General features: G+C 71.0%; 10 protein-coding genes. 5 read left to right on the forward strand and 5 right to left on the reverse strand.

Annotated features, from left to right (window positions below; translation table 11 throughout):
• Positions 1-5: 5 nt before the first annotated feature.
• Both OG381_RS31945 and OG381_RS31950 read right to left on the reverse strand, forming a co-directional pair.
• A complete protein-coding gene (locus tag OG381_RS31945; RefSeq protein WP_327719491.1) occupies positions 6-1,868 on the reverse strand; it encodes an ABC transporter ATP-binding protein in 1,863 nt (620 codons plus the stop codon).
• Entirely contained in the window at positions 1,865-3,685 is a 1,821-nt protein-coding gene (locus tag OG381_RS31950; RefSeq protein WP_327719492.1) for an ABC transporter ATP-binding protein, read from the reverse strand. The genes OG381_RS31945 and OG381_RS31950 overlap by 4 nt, the downstream gene beginning before the upstream one ends.
• A 196-nt stretch (positions 3,686-3,881) precedes the next feature.
• Here OG381_RS31950 and OG381_RS31955 point away from each other — a divergent pair, with 196 nt between their 5' ends.
• From OG381_RS31955 to OG381_RS31970, 4 genes are read left to right on the forward strand one after another with little or no spacing between them, the layout of a single operon-like run.
• Complete coding sequence (locus OG381_RS31955) at positions 3,882-4,793, forward strand: ABC transporter ATP-binding protein (protein ID WP_327719493.1); 912 nt, start codon at positions 3,882-3,884, stop codon at positions 4,791-4,793.
• Positions 4,790-5,524, forward strand: a complete 735-nt coding sequence (locus OG381_RS31960) for an ABC transporter permease (RefSeq protein WP_327719494.1) — start codon at positions 4,790-4,792, stop codon at positions 5,522-5,524. The genes OG381_RS31955 and OG381_RS31960 overlap by 4 nt, the downstream gene beginning before the upstream one ends.
• Positions 5,525-5,549: 25 nt before the next feature.
• Positions 5,550-6,800 (forward strand): sensor histidine kinase, encoded by a 1,251-nt coding sequence (locus tag OG381_RS31965; RefSeq protein WP_327722609.1) that lies wholly within the window; start codon positions 5,550-5,552, stop codon positions 6,798-6,800.
• The gene (locus tag OG381_RS31970) at positions 6,790-7,419 is read left to right on the forward strand and encodes a response regulator (RefSeq protein ID WP_266887831.1); all 630 of its coding nucleotides are present in this window, start codon (positions 6,790-6,792) and stop codon (positions 7,417-7,419) included. Before OG381_RS31965 ends, OG381_RS31970 begins: the two co-directional genes overlap by 11 nt.
• Here OG381_RS31970 and OG381_RS31975 read toward each other — a convergent pair.
• The 3 genes from OG381_RS31975 to glgX all read right to left on the reverse strand — a co-directional run bounded on the left by OG381_RS31975 (position 7,416) and on the right by glgX (position 14,321).
• Positions 7,416-8,834, reverse strand: a complete 1,419-nt coding sequence (locus OG381_RS31975) for a sulfatase family protein (protein WP_327719495.1) — start codon at positions 8,832-8,834, stop codon at positions 7,416-7,418. The two genes, OG381_RS31970 and OG381_RS31975, sit on opposite strands and share 4 nt — an antisense overlap.
• An 89-nt stretch (positions 8,835-8,923) precedes the next feature.
• On the reverse strand, positions 8,924-12,004 hold the full coding sequence (locus OG381_RS31980) for an NACHT domain-containing protein (RefSeq protein WP_327719496.1): 3,081 nt from the start codon (positions 12,002-12,004) through the stop codon (positions 8,924-8,926).
• Positions 12,005-12,086: 82 nt separating this feature from the next.
• Positions 12,087-14,321 (reverse strand): glycogen debranching protein GlgX, encoded by a 2,235-nt coding sequence (gene glgX / locus OG381_RS31985; RefSeq protein WP_327719497.1) that lies wholly within the window; start codon positions 14,319-14,321, stop codon positions 12,087-12,089.
• 242 nt (positions 14,322-14,563) lie between these two features.
• On the opposite strand from glgX, the gene OG381_RS31990 reads away from it, so the two are divergent.
• On the forward strand, positions 14,564-15,784 hold the full coding sequence (locus OG381_RS31990; protein WP_327719498.1) for a L,D-transpeptidase: 1,221 nt from the start codon (positions 14,564-14,566) through the stop codon (positions 15,782-15,784).
• Positions 15,785-15,984 lie beyond the last annotated feature (200 nt).

Consider the following 15,984-nt stretch of genomic DNA (forward strand, 5'->3'; position numbering starts at 1 on the left):
ATTCCCTACGCCAGACTGTCCCGCCACGCCCGGTGCAGATCCGCGAACCTGCCCGTCCCCGCGATGAGCTCGTCCGGCGGGCCGTCCTCGACGATCCGGCCGTGCTCCATCACCAGCACCCGGTCCGCGATCCCGACCGTGGAGAGACGGTGGGCGATCACCACCGCCGTACGGCCGTGCAGGACCGTCGACATCGCCCGCTGCACGGCCCGTTCGCCCGGGATGTCCAGCGAGCTGGTCGCCTCGTCCAGGATGAGCACCGCCGGGTCGGCGAGCAACGCCCGCGCGAACGCGACGAGTTGACGCTGACCGGCGGAGATACGGCCGCCCCGCTTGCGTACGTCCGTGTCGTAGCCGTCGGGCAGGGCGCTGATGAACTCATGGGCGCCGATCGCCTTCGCGGCCCGCTCGATGTCCTCGCGGGTGGCGTCCGAGCGGCCGATGGCGATGTTGTCGGCGACCGTGCCGGAGAACAGGAAGGCCTCCTGCGTCACCATGACGACCCCGCGCCGCAGTTCGGGCACGGCCAGCTCGCGCAGATCGACCCCGTCGAGCAGGACGCGGCCCTCGGAGGGGTCGTAGAAGCGGGCGAGCAGCTTGGCCAGCGTGGACTTGCCGGCGCCGGTGGAGCCGACCACCGCGACCGTCTGCCCGGCGGGGAGGGTGAGGTCGAAGCGGGGCAGGACCTCGCCGCCGGTGCGGTAGGCGAAGCGGACGCCGTCGAAGACGACCTCGCGGCCGGGGTGCTCGGACTCCAGGGGCGGAAGCTGCCGCGGCTCGGACGGCTCCGGCACCGACGGCGTCTGCGCGAGCAGGCCCGCGATCTTCTCCAGCGAGGCCGCCGCCGACTGGTACGAGTTGAGGAACATGCCGAGCCGGTCGATCGGGTCGTACAGCCGCCGCAGATACAGCACCGCCGCGGCCAGCACACCGAGCTCCAGCGTGCCGCCCGCCACCCGGTAGGCGCCCCACAGCACGATCAGCGCGACGGCCGTGTTGGCGACCAGCCGGGAGCCGACCACATAGCGGGCCATCTCGATGAGCGCGTCGCCGTTGGTGCGCTCGTGCCGCGTGTTGAGCACCGCGAAGTCGGCGTCGTTGGCCGCCTCGCGGCGGAACGCGCGCACCGGGCGGATGCCGTTCATCGTCTCGACGAACTTCACGATCACGGCGGCGATCGCCGTGGACCGCCGGGTGTACACCTCTCCCGCGCGCCGCTGGTAGATCCGGATGAGGAGATGGAGCGGCACGAACGACGCCACCGCCACCGCGCCGAGGCCCAGATCCAGCCAGAGCAGCAGCGCCGAGATGTAGACGAAGGACAGGACGACCGTCACCAGCTCCTGGAGCCCCTCGTTCAGGAGCTCGCGCAGCGACTCGACGTCCGCCGTGGAGCGGGAGATGAGCCGGCCCGAGGTGTAGCGCTCGTGGAAGTCGACGCTGAGGGCCTGCGCATGGCGGAAGATACGGCCGCGCAGGTCGAGGAGCACATCCTGGTTGACCCGCGCCGAGGCGAGGATGAACACGTACTGCAGCCCGCCCGCGGCCAGCGCGCACAGCAGATAGCCGACGCCCACGGCGATCAGCGGGCCGTGGCGGTCCTCGCGGAACGCCGGGACGGCCCTGTCGATCGCGTACGCCACCAGCAGCGGGCCCGCCTGCACCGCCGCCTGCTGGAGCAGCAGCAGAAACGCGGCACCGAGGGCGCGGGCCCGCATCGGCGCGAGCAGGGAGCGCAGGAGGTTCGAGGTCGCCCGGGGCGGTACGGGCAGGACGTCACGGTCGAAGGGATCGCCGCCGCCCGCGGACTTGTGGCCGTCCGGTTCCTCGTCGGCGGCGGTGGGCGCGGCCTTCGTCGGTGCCGTCATCGGTCCTCCCCCGTCTCCCCTGACCCCGCCATGAGGTGGGCGTACTCGGCGTTCGTGCGCAGCAGTTCGTGGTGGGTGCCCACGGCGGCGATCCGGCCCTGTGACAGCAGGGCGACCCGGTCGGCGAGCAGCACGGTCGAGGGCCGGTGCGCCACGATGAGCGCGGTGGTCTCGGCGAGCACCTCCCGCAGCGCGGCCTCCACGGCGGCCTCGGTGTGCACGTCCAGGGCGGACAACGGGTCGTCGAGGACGAGGAACCGGGGCTGCCCGACCACCGCCCTCGCGAGAGCCAGGCGCTGCCGCTGGCCGCCGGAGAGGCTGAGGCCCTGTTCTCCGACCTGGGTGTCGGTGCCGTGGGGGAGGGCGTGCACGAAGTCGGCCTGGGCGACGGCCAGGGCCCGGTCGAGATCCCCTTCCTCGGCGCCCATCAGCACGTTCTCGCCGACGCTCGCGGAGAAGAGGGTGGGTTCCTCGAAGGCCACGGCGACGAGTTCGCGCAGCGATTCCCGGGGGAGCTCGGTGATGTCCTGCCCGTCGAGTGTGATCCGGCCGGACGTCAACTCGTGGAGCCGGGGAACGAGCGCGGTGAGGGTGGTCTTGCCGCTGCCGGTGGCGCCTACCAGGGCCATGGACTCACCGGAGCGGACGTGGAGGTCTATGCGATCGAGGACGGCGGGTGAGTCGGGTGCGGCGTCGGGGTAACGGAACCGGACGTCGTGGAACCGAAGACCGTCGCTGTCGGCTGCGGGCCGGTGGGGGCTGGTCGCGCCCCGCGGCGCAGCCGCAATTTGATGCAGCCCCGCGCCCCTTTGGGGCGCGTCTGGCTCCGGTGTTTCGTCCATCACCTCGAAGTACCGTTCCGTCGCGCTCGCCGCGTCCTGGCTGATCGCCAGCAGGAAGCCGATCGAGTCGATGGGCCACCGCAGCGCCAGAGCCGTGGACAGAAAGGCGACCAGGGTCCCCGCCGACAGGTCCCCGTCGGCCACCTGTACCGACCCCAGCACCAGCGCGGCCCCGATGGCGATCTCCGGCAGCGTCACGATGACACCCCAGATCGACGCGAGGAGCCGGGCCTTGCGCAGCTCCGTCCCGCGCAGGGTCCGCGACAGTTCACGGAACGCCCGCGCCTGGCTCCGGTGGCGCCCGAAACCCTTGATGATGCGGATGCCGAGCACGCTCTCCTCGACGACCGTCGTCAGATCGCCGACCTGGTCCTGGGCGAGCCGCGCCACATGGAAGTACCGCCGCTCGAAGAGCACGCAGGTGACGATCACGGGCAGGGCGGGCCCCAGGATCACCAGCCCGAGCGTCCAGTCCTGAAGCAGCATGATGACCACGCCGATGAGGATCGTCACCGCGTTGACCAGCAGGAACGTCAGCGGGAAGGCCAGGAACATCCGCACCAGCATCAGGTCGGTGGTGCCGCGCGACAGCAGCTGTCCCGACGCCCACCGGTCGTGGAACGACACCGGCAGCCGCTGCAGATGGCGGTACAGATCCGCCCGCATCTCCGCCTCGACATGGGACAGCGGCCGCGCCACCAGCCACCGCCGCAGCCCGAACAGCAGCGCCTCCCCGAGCCCGAGCAGCAGCAGGAACAGCGCGCCGAGCCACACGCCCGCCGGATCCTGGTCGGCGACCGGTCCGTCCACCATCCACTTCAGGACGAGCGGGATCACCAGGCCCGCACAGGACGCGAGGATCGCCACCGCCGCGGCGCCGAGCAGCCGCGCCCGGACGGGCCTGACGTACGGCCACAGGCGCAGCAGGGTACGGACGGCGGAGTGTTCCTTGGTGGTGGCACGTGTCGAGGGCATCAGCAGTGAGCCTACAAATCGGCACTGACAACGCCCACCGAGTTTTGGCCGGACCGGAATCGGCCGTTGGACCTACGACCTGCGCGTTCGACCGGCCGCACGGCCCGGTCGTACCCCCGCGTCAACCGATCGGCTGATGCGCCTTCGAGCGCGACGGCCGATGTGCGCACCGCCCGCCGACCGCGACGCTGATGCCATGTCCGTCATCGAAGTCACCGAACTGCGCAAGTCCTACGGCGGCCGGCCCGCCGTGGACGGTGTCTCCTTCGCCGTCGAGGAAGGCGAGATCTTCGGCGTCCTCGGCCCTAACGGAGCCGGCAAGACCACCACCGTCGAGTGCGTCGAGGGCCTGCGCGTCCCCGACGCCGGCCGCGTCCGCGTCACCGGCCTCGACCCGATCGCCGACCACGAGCGGGTCGCCCGCGTCCTCGGCGCCCAGCTCCAGCAGAGCGAGCTCCAGCCCAAACTGACCGTGCGCGAGGCCCTGGAGCTGTACGCCGCGTTCCACGAGAAGCCCGCCGACTGGCGCCCCCTCGCCGAACGCCTCGGCCTGACCGGCATGTTGACCACCCGGTTCGGCAAGCTCTCCGGCGGTCAGAAACAGCGCCTGTTCATCGCGCTCGCCCTCATCGGCGACCCCAGGGTCGTCGTCCTCGACGAGCTCACCACGGGCCTCGATCCCCGCGCCCGCCGCGACACCTGGGAGCTCATCGAGGAGGTCCGCGCGAGCGGTGTCACCGTCCTGCTGGTCACGCACTTCATGGAGGAGGCGCAGCGGCTGTGCGACCGGATCGCGGTGATCGACAAGGGCCGGATCGCCGCCCTGGACACCCCGGCCGGACTGATCCGCCGCTCGGCGGGCGCCACCGTCATCAGCTTCACGCCGTCCGTCCCCCTCGACGACCGTGACCTGAACGCCCTGCCCGGGCTCGCGTCCGTCCAGCACCGGGACAGCCGCGTCACGCTCGCCGGCACCGACGAGACGGTCAACGCCGTCATCACCCTGCTGGCCCGCACCCACATCACGGCTCACCAACTCCGCGTCACCGAAGCCACGTTGGACGACGCGTTCCTCGACCTCACCGAGACCAAGGAGACAGCGGCATGAACACCGCCGTCCTCAGGACCGAGCTGCGGCTCTTGTGCCGCGAACCCGGCGCCCTCTTCTGGATCCTGCTCTTCCCGACCCTGCTGCTGGTGATCCTCGGCTCGATCCCGGCCTTCCACGACCACCAGGCCGACCTCGGCGGCCTGCGGACCATCGACGTCTACGTCCCCGTGGCCGTGCTCCTCGGCCTGATCGTGGGCGGCCTCCAGTCCATGCCGCAGACCCTCACCGGCTACCGCGAGCGCGGCATCCTGCGCCGTATGTCCACGACCCCGGTCCGCCCGTCCGCCCTGCTCGGCGCGCAGATGCTGGTCTACGGCGGTGCCGCCCTGGCGTCCGCGCTGCTCGCGCTCGCCGTCGGCCGGCTCGCCTTCGACGTACGACTGCCCGAGCAGCTCCCCGGATATCTGCTCGCCCTGGTCCTGGCCGTCCTGGGCGCCCTCGCGCTCGGCGCGGTGATCTCCGCGCTGTCCCGGACGACGAAGATCGCCGGTGCCATCGGGTCGGCCGTGTTCTTCCCGTCGATGTTCTGCGCGGGGGTGTGGGCGCCGGTGCAGACCATGCCGGACGTCCTCGCCCGGATCGTCGGGTACACCCCGTTCGGCGCGGCGGCCGAGGCCCTGAACCGGGCCGCGGGCGGCGACTGGCCGGGCTGGACGCACCTGGCGGTGGTGGTGGCCTGGACGGTGCTGCTCACGGCCGCCGCACGGCGCTGGTTCCGCTGGGAGTGAGGGAGGACCCGTGCAGACTGGGGAGATGACCGCGGCCGACCAGATCGAGCACCGTCAGGACCAGTTCCACACCTGGGGTGTCTACGGGCTGCTCGTCGTCTCCGTCGTCCTCGCGGTCGTCGCGAGCAATCTGATGGGGAGCGCCGCGGAGTGGTACGGGGCCGTGGCGCTGGTGGTGGCCGCGGTGCTGCTCCAGCTGTGGCACGGGCCCCGCCGCGGCCGCCGGACCCCGTCCCGCCGCGGGACCGTCTACTACGTGCTGCGGTGGGCGATCTCCTTCGCCCTCACCTGGATCAGCCCCTTCTTCGGCTTCTACGCGGCCTGCGGCTACTTCGACAGCGACGAGACGATCCGCGGAGCGTGGCGACAGCGGCTCGGTCTGTTCGCCACAGCCGTCGTGCTGGCGGGCACCCAGGCTGGCGGACTGCCGTTCCGCAGCATGATCCAATGGCCCCTGTTCGGCGTGATGCTGTGCACGAACACGGCCCTGCTGGGACTGACCGGTCATATCGCCCAGCAGGAGGAACAGCGCTCCCGCGACCGGGCCGTCGCCATCACCGAACTCGAACGCACCAACACGGCGTTGCAGCAGGCGCTCGACGAGAACGCCGCCCTTCACGCCCAACTCCTCGTCCAGGCACGGGAAGCGGGCGTCGCCGACGAGCGCCGGCGGCTCGCCGCCGAGATCCACGACACCATCGCCCAGGGCCTGACCGGCATCATCGCCCAGCTCCAGGTCGTCGCGAACGCCCCCGACCTGGACGTCGCCCGCACCCATCTAACCCGCGCCTCCGACCTGGCCCGGCACAGCCTCGGCGAGGCCCGCCGCTCGGTGCACAACCTCGCCCCGGTGGCGCTTCAGGACGCCGGGCTGCCGGAGGCACTGAAGAAGACGGTCGCCGAATGGGGTGCACACACGGGCGTACGGGCCGAGTTCACCGTGACCGGGAGGGCGGAGCAGCTGCACGAGGAGGTCGCCGCCACGCTGCTGAGGATCGTCCAGGAGGCCCTGTCGAACGCCGCCCGCCATGCGCGGGCCAGCCGGGTCGGGGTGACCCTCAGCTTCCTGGGGGACGAGGTGATCCTCGACATCCGCGACGACGGCCAGGGCTTCGACCCCCTCGCCGTCCCCGCCCGCACCCGCGCCGGCGGCTTCGGACTCGACGGCATGCGGGCCCGCGCCGAACGCATCGCCGGCTCCCTCGCCGTGGAGTCCGATCCGGGCCACGGCACGGCACTGTCGGCTCGCGTACCGTTGGTCCGCCATGACCCGTGACATCTCGCTGCTGATCGTCGACGACCATCCCGTCGTACGGGACGGTCTGCGCGGCATGTTCGAGAACGCCCCCGGATTCACCGTCCTCGGCGAGGCGTCGAACGGCGTCGAGGCGCTGGCGCGGGCCGCCGCGCTCGACCCCGACGTGATCCTGATGGATCTGCGCATGCCGGGCGGCGGGGGAGTCGACGCCATCCGGGAACTGACCCGCCGGGCCGCCCGCGCGAAAGTCCTCGTCCTCACCACGTACGACACGGACTCGGACACCCTGCCCGCCATCGAGGCGGGCGCGACGGGCTATCTGCTCAAGGACGCCCCGCGCGACGAGCTGTTCACGGCCGTCCGCGCGGCGGCGGACGGCCGTACGGTCCTCTCCCCGGCCGTCGCCTCCCGCCTGGTCTCGGCCGTGCGCGCCCCCGGCAACGAACCGCTCTCCGCGCGCGAACGCGAGGTGCTGGCCCTGGTCGCCAGGGGCACGTCCAACCGGGAGATCGCCCGGGAACTGTTCATCAGCGAGGCGACCGTGAAGACCCATCTCACCCACCTGTACGCCAAGCTGGGCGTCAAGGACCGGGCGGCCGCGGTGGCGACGGCGTACGAGCGAGGGATCCTCGGCTAGTCCGGGTACGGCAGCAGGGTGCCGGCGGTCTTCTCCCAGGACGCCTTCAGCTCGGCGAGCAACTCGGGCTCGTCCGGGGCCAGATCGGCCTGTTCGCGGGAGTCGGCGGCCAGGTTGTAGAGGTGGTCGGTCCTGTCGGCGTCCTGGTAGTACTTCCAGTCCCCGCGGCGCAGCGCCCGGTTGGCCCGCACCCGCCAGAACAGGTCCCGCTCGGGCAGCTCCTCGCCCTTGAGCAGGTATCCGGCGAGGCTCGTGCCGTCGAGCGGATACGCCGGGTCGGGGCGCGCGCCGCCGATCTCCAGCAGGGTCGCCGTCCAGTCGGGGGAGAAGTTGGGCTCGTGGCTGACCTGGTGGCCGTCGACGCGGGCGGGCCAGCGCACGATCGTCGGAACGCGGATACCGCCTTCGAGCAGCACGAACTTCTCGCCGCTGAGCGGCCAGTTGTAGGAGTAGCGCTCACCGCCGTTGTCGCTGGCGAACAGGACGAGGGTGTTCTCCTCCTGCCCGGAGCGGCGCAGCGCGGCGAGCACCTCGCCGACGGCGGCGTCCAGGCTCTCCACCATCTCCTTGTACTTCTCGACCGAGCCGCCGTCGAAGTGGTTGAGCGCGGCGACGACCTCGGCCTGCGTCTTCGCGGCGCGGATCTTCGCCTCGATCCCGGCGCCCGTCTCCTCGTCGCCCTCCGCGAGCCACGGCCAGTGCGGGGTGGTGAAGTTGAGGTTCAGCAGCCAGGGCCTGTCGTGGTCCCGGCCGACGTACTCGACGGCCCGCTCGGTCAGGACCTCGGTGTAGTAGCGCAGGTCCTTGTAGGTGGCGTCGCCCTCGTACAGGTCGTACTCGCCGAGCTGGCCGAGCTTGGAGAAGTACTCCAGCACACCGCCGTGGTTGCCGAAGAACTCGTCCCAGCCGGACTTGGTGGGGCTGTAGTCCGGCAGCCAGCCGCAGTGCCACTTGCCGATGAGGGCGGTGGCGTAACCGGCCTTCTTCAGCAAGGAGGCGAGCGTGGGGTGGTTCGGGTCCAGCCCCTGCGTCCGGTTTCCGATCGGCTCGGCGAGCCCGCCCGGGGTACGTCCCGGATAGCGCCCCGTGTAGAGGCTGAACCGGGTCGGCGAGCAGGTGGCCGACCCCGAGTACGCGTCGGTGAACCGCACACCCTGCCGGGCCAGCCGGTCCAGGTGCGGCGTCCTGATGTGCGGGGCGCCGTAGGAGGACAGGTCGGCCCAGCCGAGGTCGTCACCGAGGATGACCAGGAGGTTGGGGCGCCTGCCGGCGGAGGCGGCACGGCGGGCCCGGAAGGGGCGCTCGGCGGGGGCGGCGGTCTCAGCGGCCTCGGCGGCGGCGGCCGTACCGGCGACGGCGGTCACGGCACCGCCACCGACGAGACCACCGAAGGCACGACGGGATATCTCGGGCATGCCCTTCAGTGGATCAACCGACCCCGCCTCCTGACCAGAAATCCGCCGCGGAGTTCACGGACCTGCAACGTTGCCCGAGCCAACCGGTCTCAGCCGAGCTCCGGCTGCCCGGAGAAGGCGGCCCGCAGGAGATTGTTCCGTTTCCTGTTGATCTGGGTGGTCAACTGGATTGCCAGGGCGCAGCATCCGGTCAGCGCGGCCGTGGTGAGCAGTGGGATTCGCCAGCTGCCGGTCAGCTGCCTTCCGGTGTCGATAGCGGCCCACAACAGGAACGGTAGGAGAACCGCTCCGAAGATGGCCGCCAGAGTCACGACGTCGTCCAAGTCACGGTCCAACGAGGGCCTGAGCGCGATGAACAGCAGTCCCGCAGTGGCGACGAGTGCGAGGCAGACCACCTTGGCCAGTTCCGGGGGTCCCCAGGGACCGAGACCGAACGGGTGCCAGCCGAACACCTGCGAGGCGACGCGCGTGCCGCCGGTTCCGACGGTGAGGAGAGTCAGCAGACCTCCCGCGGCCCAGGCCACGGCGTTCAGGGTGCGCGGTGGATCCGGCTGCTCCTGGATCTGGCACCACTGGGTCCGCAGATCCTGTGCGCTGTGCCGCAGCCGCGCGCCGAACCGGACTGCCGGGTCACCGAACCGGATCTTGACGAGTTCTACCTGCACCGCCCACGGCAGAGCCCGCAGCACGGCCTGCTGCGTCGGTGCCACACCGTGGATCCTCAACAGCACATCGCGCAGCGGTTCCAGGGCCTGTCTGCCCCGGCCCGACGCCGCCGCCGGACTCTTGAAGGCGAACTCGCACAGACGTCGGCGATCGAGCAGAGGGCCCCTGGCGGAGACGTGAGACGGTAGCTCCAGCAGCTCCCAGGCCGCGTTGACCTGGCTGTCCACCTCGCCCCAGGTGGCGTCTCCGCTGGGCAGCCTCGCCCATCGAAATGTGGCACAGGCGAACAGAGGTATGCCGATATGCGGGTGGACGGCCGTGATGCCTGCTGCCGGTTCCATGTCCGCCGCCAGATCGGAGGCGGGATGCCCGTCGAGCCGCCCGCAGTCCATCAGCCACGCGACCCGCGCCGCGATCGTCTTCAGCGCGCCGCTGTACGGCAGCCCGCTCCAGATCCAGCCGTACTGCTGGTCGCGGGGGAGGCCCGAGGGGGGAGTCCACTCGCTCAGGGCGTCGCGCACGTCCGGGTTGCAGATCAGGGAGGCCAGATTCCAAGCCGCCGTCCGCGCGACGGGGAAGACCACCGGGTGTCCACTCCACAGCAGCCCCGCCAGTTGTATCGCCGCCGCCGGCGTCCCCACCGCCCTGAGTGAGCGCACCGCCCAGATCTCGCCCAGTTCGGCCCGCCGGGCCAGCGACGACACCGCCACGTCCCCCATCGCCTGGAGTGCCGTACGCGCCTCGTCGTCCTGTTGCCCGGCCAGGGCCTGCGCCGCCTCCTGGCGCCCCGACACGGTCAGGGCCCGCAGTGCCGCCGTCCGCCGCGCCGAGGCGGGCCCCTGTGCCGTCTCGACGAGCGCCTCCAGGACCCGCCGCCCCCGCGGGCTGTTGCTGGCGGCCAGCGTGCCGAGCCCCTTGGCGATGTGACCGTGGGGATCGCCAGGGGCGCCGAGCCCATCGAGGAAGAACGTCAGGATCTCCTCGGCAAGATCCTCCTCGATGTGCACGGCGTCGGCCAGACACTGCAGGGCGAGCACCTTGCGCCACATGTCGGCGTCCTCGAAGACCTCGCGTACCACCCGGGTGCAGGAGCCACGGGTGACCGCGCACCACATGCGCACGGTCTCCCGCCACGGTTTGGGGTCCCGCCGGTAGTGGTGCATCAACGTCCGCTCGTCGGCGCGCAGTTCACAGGCCGCCAGGTACTCGAGCAGCGTGAGGTGGGTGAACTGGTAGTGACGGCCGCGGTCGATGTCCTTGATCAGCTCGCTGCGGCTGACGATCTCCCGCAGCATTCCCTGGAGATGAGGGCTGCGGTCCAGGTCGAAGCCGGGCAGCAGCTCCTCGACGACGGACTCGAACTGCTCGCGCGTGATCTCCTGCTGGTCGCCGCGCGCCGACGACTCGCTCAGCTGCTTGAGAGCCAGCCGCTGGAGCACCAGGGTCTTGCGGCCCGCGTGGTACGAACCGATCGCCTCGCTGCGGTTCAGCAGCCGGTCCCGGTCCAGCAGATGGGCGACCGCCATGTCGTAGAAGCGGGACCGGGAGTTGGGCAGCGGGCCGACGCTCTCGGGCCGGTCGCCGGACTGGAGGTAGGCGATCAGGGTGAGCATCAGCGGGCTGCGCGCCAGCACCATCAGTTCCGGGTCGTCCTGGAGCGCCTGGAAGATCCGGGCCGCTGTGACCTGGTCGGCGAGCTCGGGCCACTTCGCCAGGAAGCGCAGGATGGAGGCGTCGTCGAACTCGGCGACCCGGATCTCCTGGTCGAACACGTCCTGCAGCTGCTGGTCGTAGGCAGCTGTCCGGCACGAGACGACCATGTCGCAGTCGGGATGCCGGACGGCGAATTCATGGAGGTCGCGGACCACCCGCTCGAACTCCTCGGAACCGACCTCGTCCAGTCCGTCGAAGAAGACCCGCAGTCCGCCGGAGTCCAGACGCCTCTCCACCATCTCCGCCGCGGTGGCGATGCCCGCCTGCTGGAACTTCTCGGTGATGAGCTCCTCGAAGGGGTCCTTCCTGCGGTTGCACGCGTGCAGTTCGACGATCACGGGCACGACCTTGTCGTCCCCGCCGTCCGCCCAGTCCAGCATCTCGTGCTTGAGCAGCAGGGTCTTGCCTGCCCCGGGGTCCCCCAGCAGAACGGTGCGGCGGTGGCCGTGCAGCAGCCCCGCCGCGTCGGTGCGCCCGCCGTTCTGCTCGCACTGCAGCGGCACATAGACGTCCCGCAGACCGGGCGGGCGCCCGCCCTCACCGTCTCGGTCGCCGGGCGAGAGGCCGATCCGCACTCGTGCGCACTCGACCCGGACCTGGTCGCGGTAGCGCTTCAGCCGGCGGCCGCCGACCGGGCGGAGCCGCCGGTACAGCCTGCGTACCGCGTGCGGAGTTGCCTGTGCGGCCCATGTGGCCAGAGTGGTGAAGTAAGGGCGCGCCACGAACAGAATCAGCGCCAAGAGGCCGACACCGAACGCGGAACCCAGAAGAGTCTGGATCTGTCCGCTCACGGACCGAGGCTACCGGCTCGGCCCTGCCCCACGAACGGCTTTGCTCACGAAGGCAGTTGAGGCCTCATCGGAACCCCACCGCCTACCCCGCCACCTTCAACAACAACACCGCCCGAGCCGGCACCGTGATCGCCGTCCCCGCCCGATGCGTCACCCCCGGCTCCTCCGCCTGGGTCTCCCGGGCCGTGTCGATGACCACCTCGTACCGTTCCGCCCACGGCGGGCCCGGCAGGACGAAGCTTGCCGGACGGTCTCCGGCGTGCAGTACGGCGAGGAAGCTGTCGTCGACGATCGGGGCGCCCCGCTCGTCGCGTCCGGGGATGTCGCGGCCGGACAGATACATGCCGAGGGTGGGTGCCGGGGCGTACCAGTCCCGTTCCGTCATCTCCGTGCCGCGTGCCGTGAACCAGGCCAGGTCCCGCAGCCCGTCCGCGGAGTGCGCCCGTCCGGAGAAGAAGGCCCGGCGGCGCAGGACCGGGTGTTGGTGCCGGAGTGCGATGAGCCTCGACGTCAGGTCGAACAGGGCCTTCCAGCCCGGCTGTTCCAGCAGCCCCCAGTCCAGCCAGCTGATCTCGTTGTCCTGGCAGTACGCGTTGTTGTTGCCGCGCTGGGTCCGTCCCAGCTCGTCGCCCGCGACCAGCATCGGCACCCCCGTCGACAGCAGCAGCGTCGTCAGCAGGTTGCGCAGTTGACGGCGCCTGAGCCCCCGTACCCGCTCGTCGTCGGTCTCGCCCTCCGCCCCGCAGTTCCACGACCGGTTGTCGTCCGAACCGTCCCGGTTGCCCTCGCCGTTGGCCTCGTTGTGCTTGCGCTCGTAGGACACCATGTCCCGCAGCGTGAAACCGTCGTGCGCGGTCACGAAGTTGACCGAGGCGTACGGGCGTCGGCCGCCCCAGGCGTAGAGATCGCTGGACCCCGACAGGCGGTAGCCGAGATCCCGCACGTCCGGCAGCGCGCCCCGCCAGAAGTCCCGTACGGCGTTGCGGTACCGGTCGTTCCACTCCGTCCACAGCGGAGGGAAGGCGCCGACCTGGTAGCCGCCCGACCCCACGTCCCACGGTTCGGCGATCAGCTTCACGCGCCGCAGCACCGGGTCCTGGGCGATCACCGCCAGGAACGGGGACAGCATGTCGACGTCGTGCATGGAGCGGGCCAGCGCGGCGGCGAGGTCGAAGCGGAAGCCGTCGACGCCCATCTCCGTCACCCAGTAGCGCAGGGAGTCGGTGATGAGTCGCAGGACATGCGGCTGGACCACGTGCAGGGTGTTGCCGCAGCCCGTGTAGTCGGCGTACCTCCGGGCGTCCGACTGCAGCCTGTAGTAGCCCCGGTTGTCGATGCCCTTCAGCGACAGCGTCGGGCCCAGCTCGCCCGCCTCCGCGGTGTGGTTGTAGACCACGTCGAGGATGACCTCGATCCCGGCGGCGTGCAGGGCGCGCACCATGCGCTTGAACTCGCCGACCTGCTGACCGGTCGTACCGGAGGCGGCGTAGGTGGCGTGCGGGGCGAAGTAGCCGATGGAGTTGTAGCCCCAGTAGTTCTTGAGGCCTCGCCGCAGCAGGTGGTCCTCGTGGGCGAACTGGTGCACGGGGAGCAGCTCCACAGCCGTGACGCCCAGCTTCACCAGGTGTTCTATGGCCGCCGGGTGCGCCAGCCCGGCGTAGGTGCCGCGCAGTTCCTCGGGTATCCCCGGGTGCAGTTTCGTGAAGCCCCGGACGTGCAGTTCGTAGATGACGGAGTCCGCCCACGGTGTCTTCGGACGGCGGTCGTCCTCCCACTCGTCGTCATCGTGGACGACGACACCCTTGGGGACGAACGGCGCCGAGTCCCGCTCGTCGCGCACGGTGTCGGCGACCTGCTGCTGCGGCCAGTCGCGGACATGCCCGTACACCTCGGGCGGCAGACTGAAGTCGCCGTCCACCGCGCGGGCGTACGGGTCGAGAAGCAGCTTCGCCGGGTTCCAGCGGCCGCCGGTCCACGGGTCCCAGCGGCCGTGCACCCGGTAGCCGTACCGCTGCCCGGGCATGACGCCCGGCACGAAGCCGTGCCAGATCTCGTGCGTCAGCTCGGTCAGCCGGGCCCGTGTCTCCTTGCCCCGCTCGTCGAAGAGGCACAGCTCGACCCCTTCGGCGCCGCCCGCCCACAGCGCGAAGTTGGTGCCCGCGACCCCGTCGGGGCCCACCCGGAACCGGGATCCCAGGGGCGTGGGTGCGCCCGGCCACACGGGTACCCCCGGTGCGGACGGCGTGCGCCGCGCACCGTTCACGACGGCCGGACCCGCTTCCTCGGCCACCGCCTCCTGCTCGGCTGCGCTGGACACCCTTCGTCCTCCCACGGCTCGGGGGACGACCTGGAAGGAGAGCGCACGGCATCCCGGCCGCGGCTCCCCAAGAGCGTCGTCCTCCCCACTGTTCTGCCCAACGGTTGGCCAACCGACCCGCGCCTGCGAGGGGCGCGAGGAACCGCGCGATCAGCCCCACCGGGCGGAGGATCCATGACGGCGTGTCAGCGGAGCGCCTCGCACTCACGTTTCCCCAGGGCGGGCCGGTCGTTGGGTGCGATGTGAGGCACGTACAAGGGCGCGCTCGGCGCGCAGGGGCCGCACTGGCCGCCGTACTGACATGGGCCGGACTGCTGGCCGGCTGCACTTCCGGATCCACGGGAGGGATCGATCTCGGCGGGCTGGGCAAGCCCCCCGCACCCGAGGACGTCATCCGCGTCCTGCCCGACGACAACAGCAAGGGCGTCCGGCAGGACACCAGATTCCTTGTCCGCGTACCCAGCGGGCGGCTGGAGTCGGTCGAGGTCGTCAAGGCGCAGGACGCGCAGGAGACCCCGGTGTCCGGGCACATCTCCGACGACGGCCTGCGCTGGGAACCCGACGAGGAGAGGCTCGCGCTCGCCGCCAAGTACACCGTCGACGTGGTGGCCCTGGACGGGCACGGGCGCCGCTCCGCCCGGCACACCACCTTCACCACGTACGTCCCCGACGAGCGCTTCATCGGATACGTCAGCCCGGAGAACCGCTCCACGGTCGGCACCGGAATGATCGTCTCCCTGGAGTTCAACCGGGAGATCGAGAACCGGGCCGCCGTCGAACGCGCCGTCCACGTCACGTCCGAGCCGCCCGTCGAGATCCGCCCGCACTGGTTCGGCACGGGCCGCCTCGACTTCCGTCCCGAGCGCTACTGGAAGCCCGGCACCCGGGTCACCGTCGGGCTGCGGCTGCGGGACGTCGAAGGGGCGCCCGGCGTCTACGGGTTGCAGTACAAGACGTTCTCCTTCACCGTCGGCCGCAGCCAGGTCTCCCTGGTCGACGCGGCGAAGCACACCATGCAGGTGCGGCGTGAGGGCGAGCTGCTCGCCACCGTGCCGATCACGGCGGGCGCCCCGAGGACGACGACGTACAACGGCAAAATGGTCGTCTCCGAGATGCTCGAGGTCACCCGGATGAACAGCCGCACGGTCGGCTTCGGCGGCGAGTACGACATCCCGGACGTCCCGCACGCCATGCGCCTGACCGACTCCGGCACCTTCCTGCACGGCAACTACTGGGCGCCGGACGCCCCCGGCAAGGTCAATGTCAGCCACGGCTGTGTGGGTCTGAGGGACGTGAAGGGGGGCGGTTCGGACACCCCGGCGGGCTGGTTCTTCGACCGCAGCCTCATCGGGGACGTGGTGGAGGTCGTCCACAGCAATGACAAAAAGGTCGCTCCTGACAACGGCCTCGGAGGGTGGAATATGGGCTGGAAGGAGTGGAAGGCGGGCAGCGCGGTGAAGTAGCCAGGTGGGGGGCGGGGTCGGGCCCCGGTCGAGCGGGCGCAGTTGGGACCGAACGGTGACAATCGCACCCCGCCGACGGGCCTGATCTTGCGGTTAATATCGCCGGACGCGCGGGACGCGCAGGGGTTGCGGGCCTGGGACCGGGCCCGGCGAGGGGAGAAAACATCTTGAACGTGCGACCGATATCGGGGGCGTCGGTT

Source organism: Streptomyces sp. NBC_00490 (assembly GCF_036013645.1).
Lineage (GTDB): Bacteria > Actinomycetota > Actinomycetes > Streptomycetales > Streptomycetaceae > Streptomyces > Streptomyces canus_F.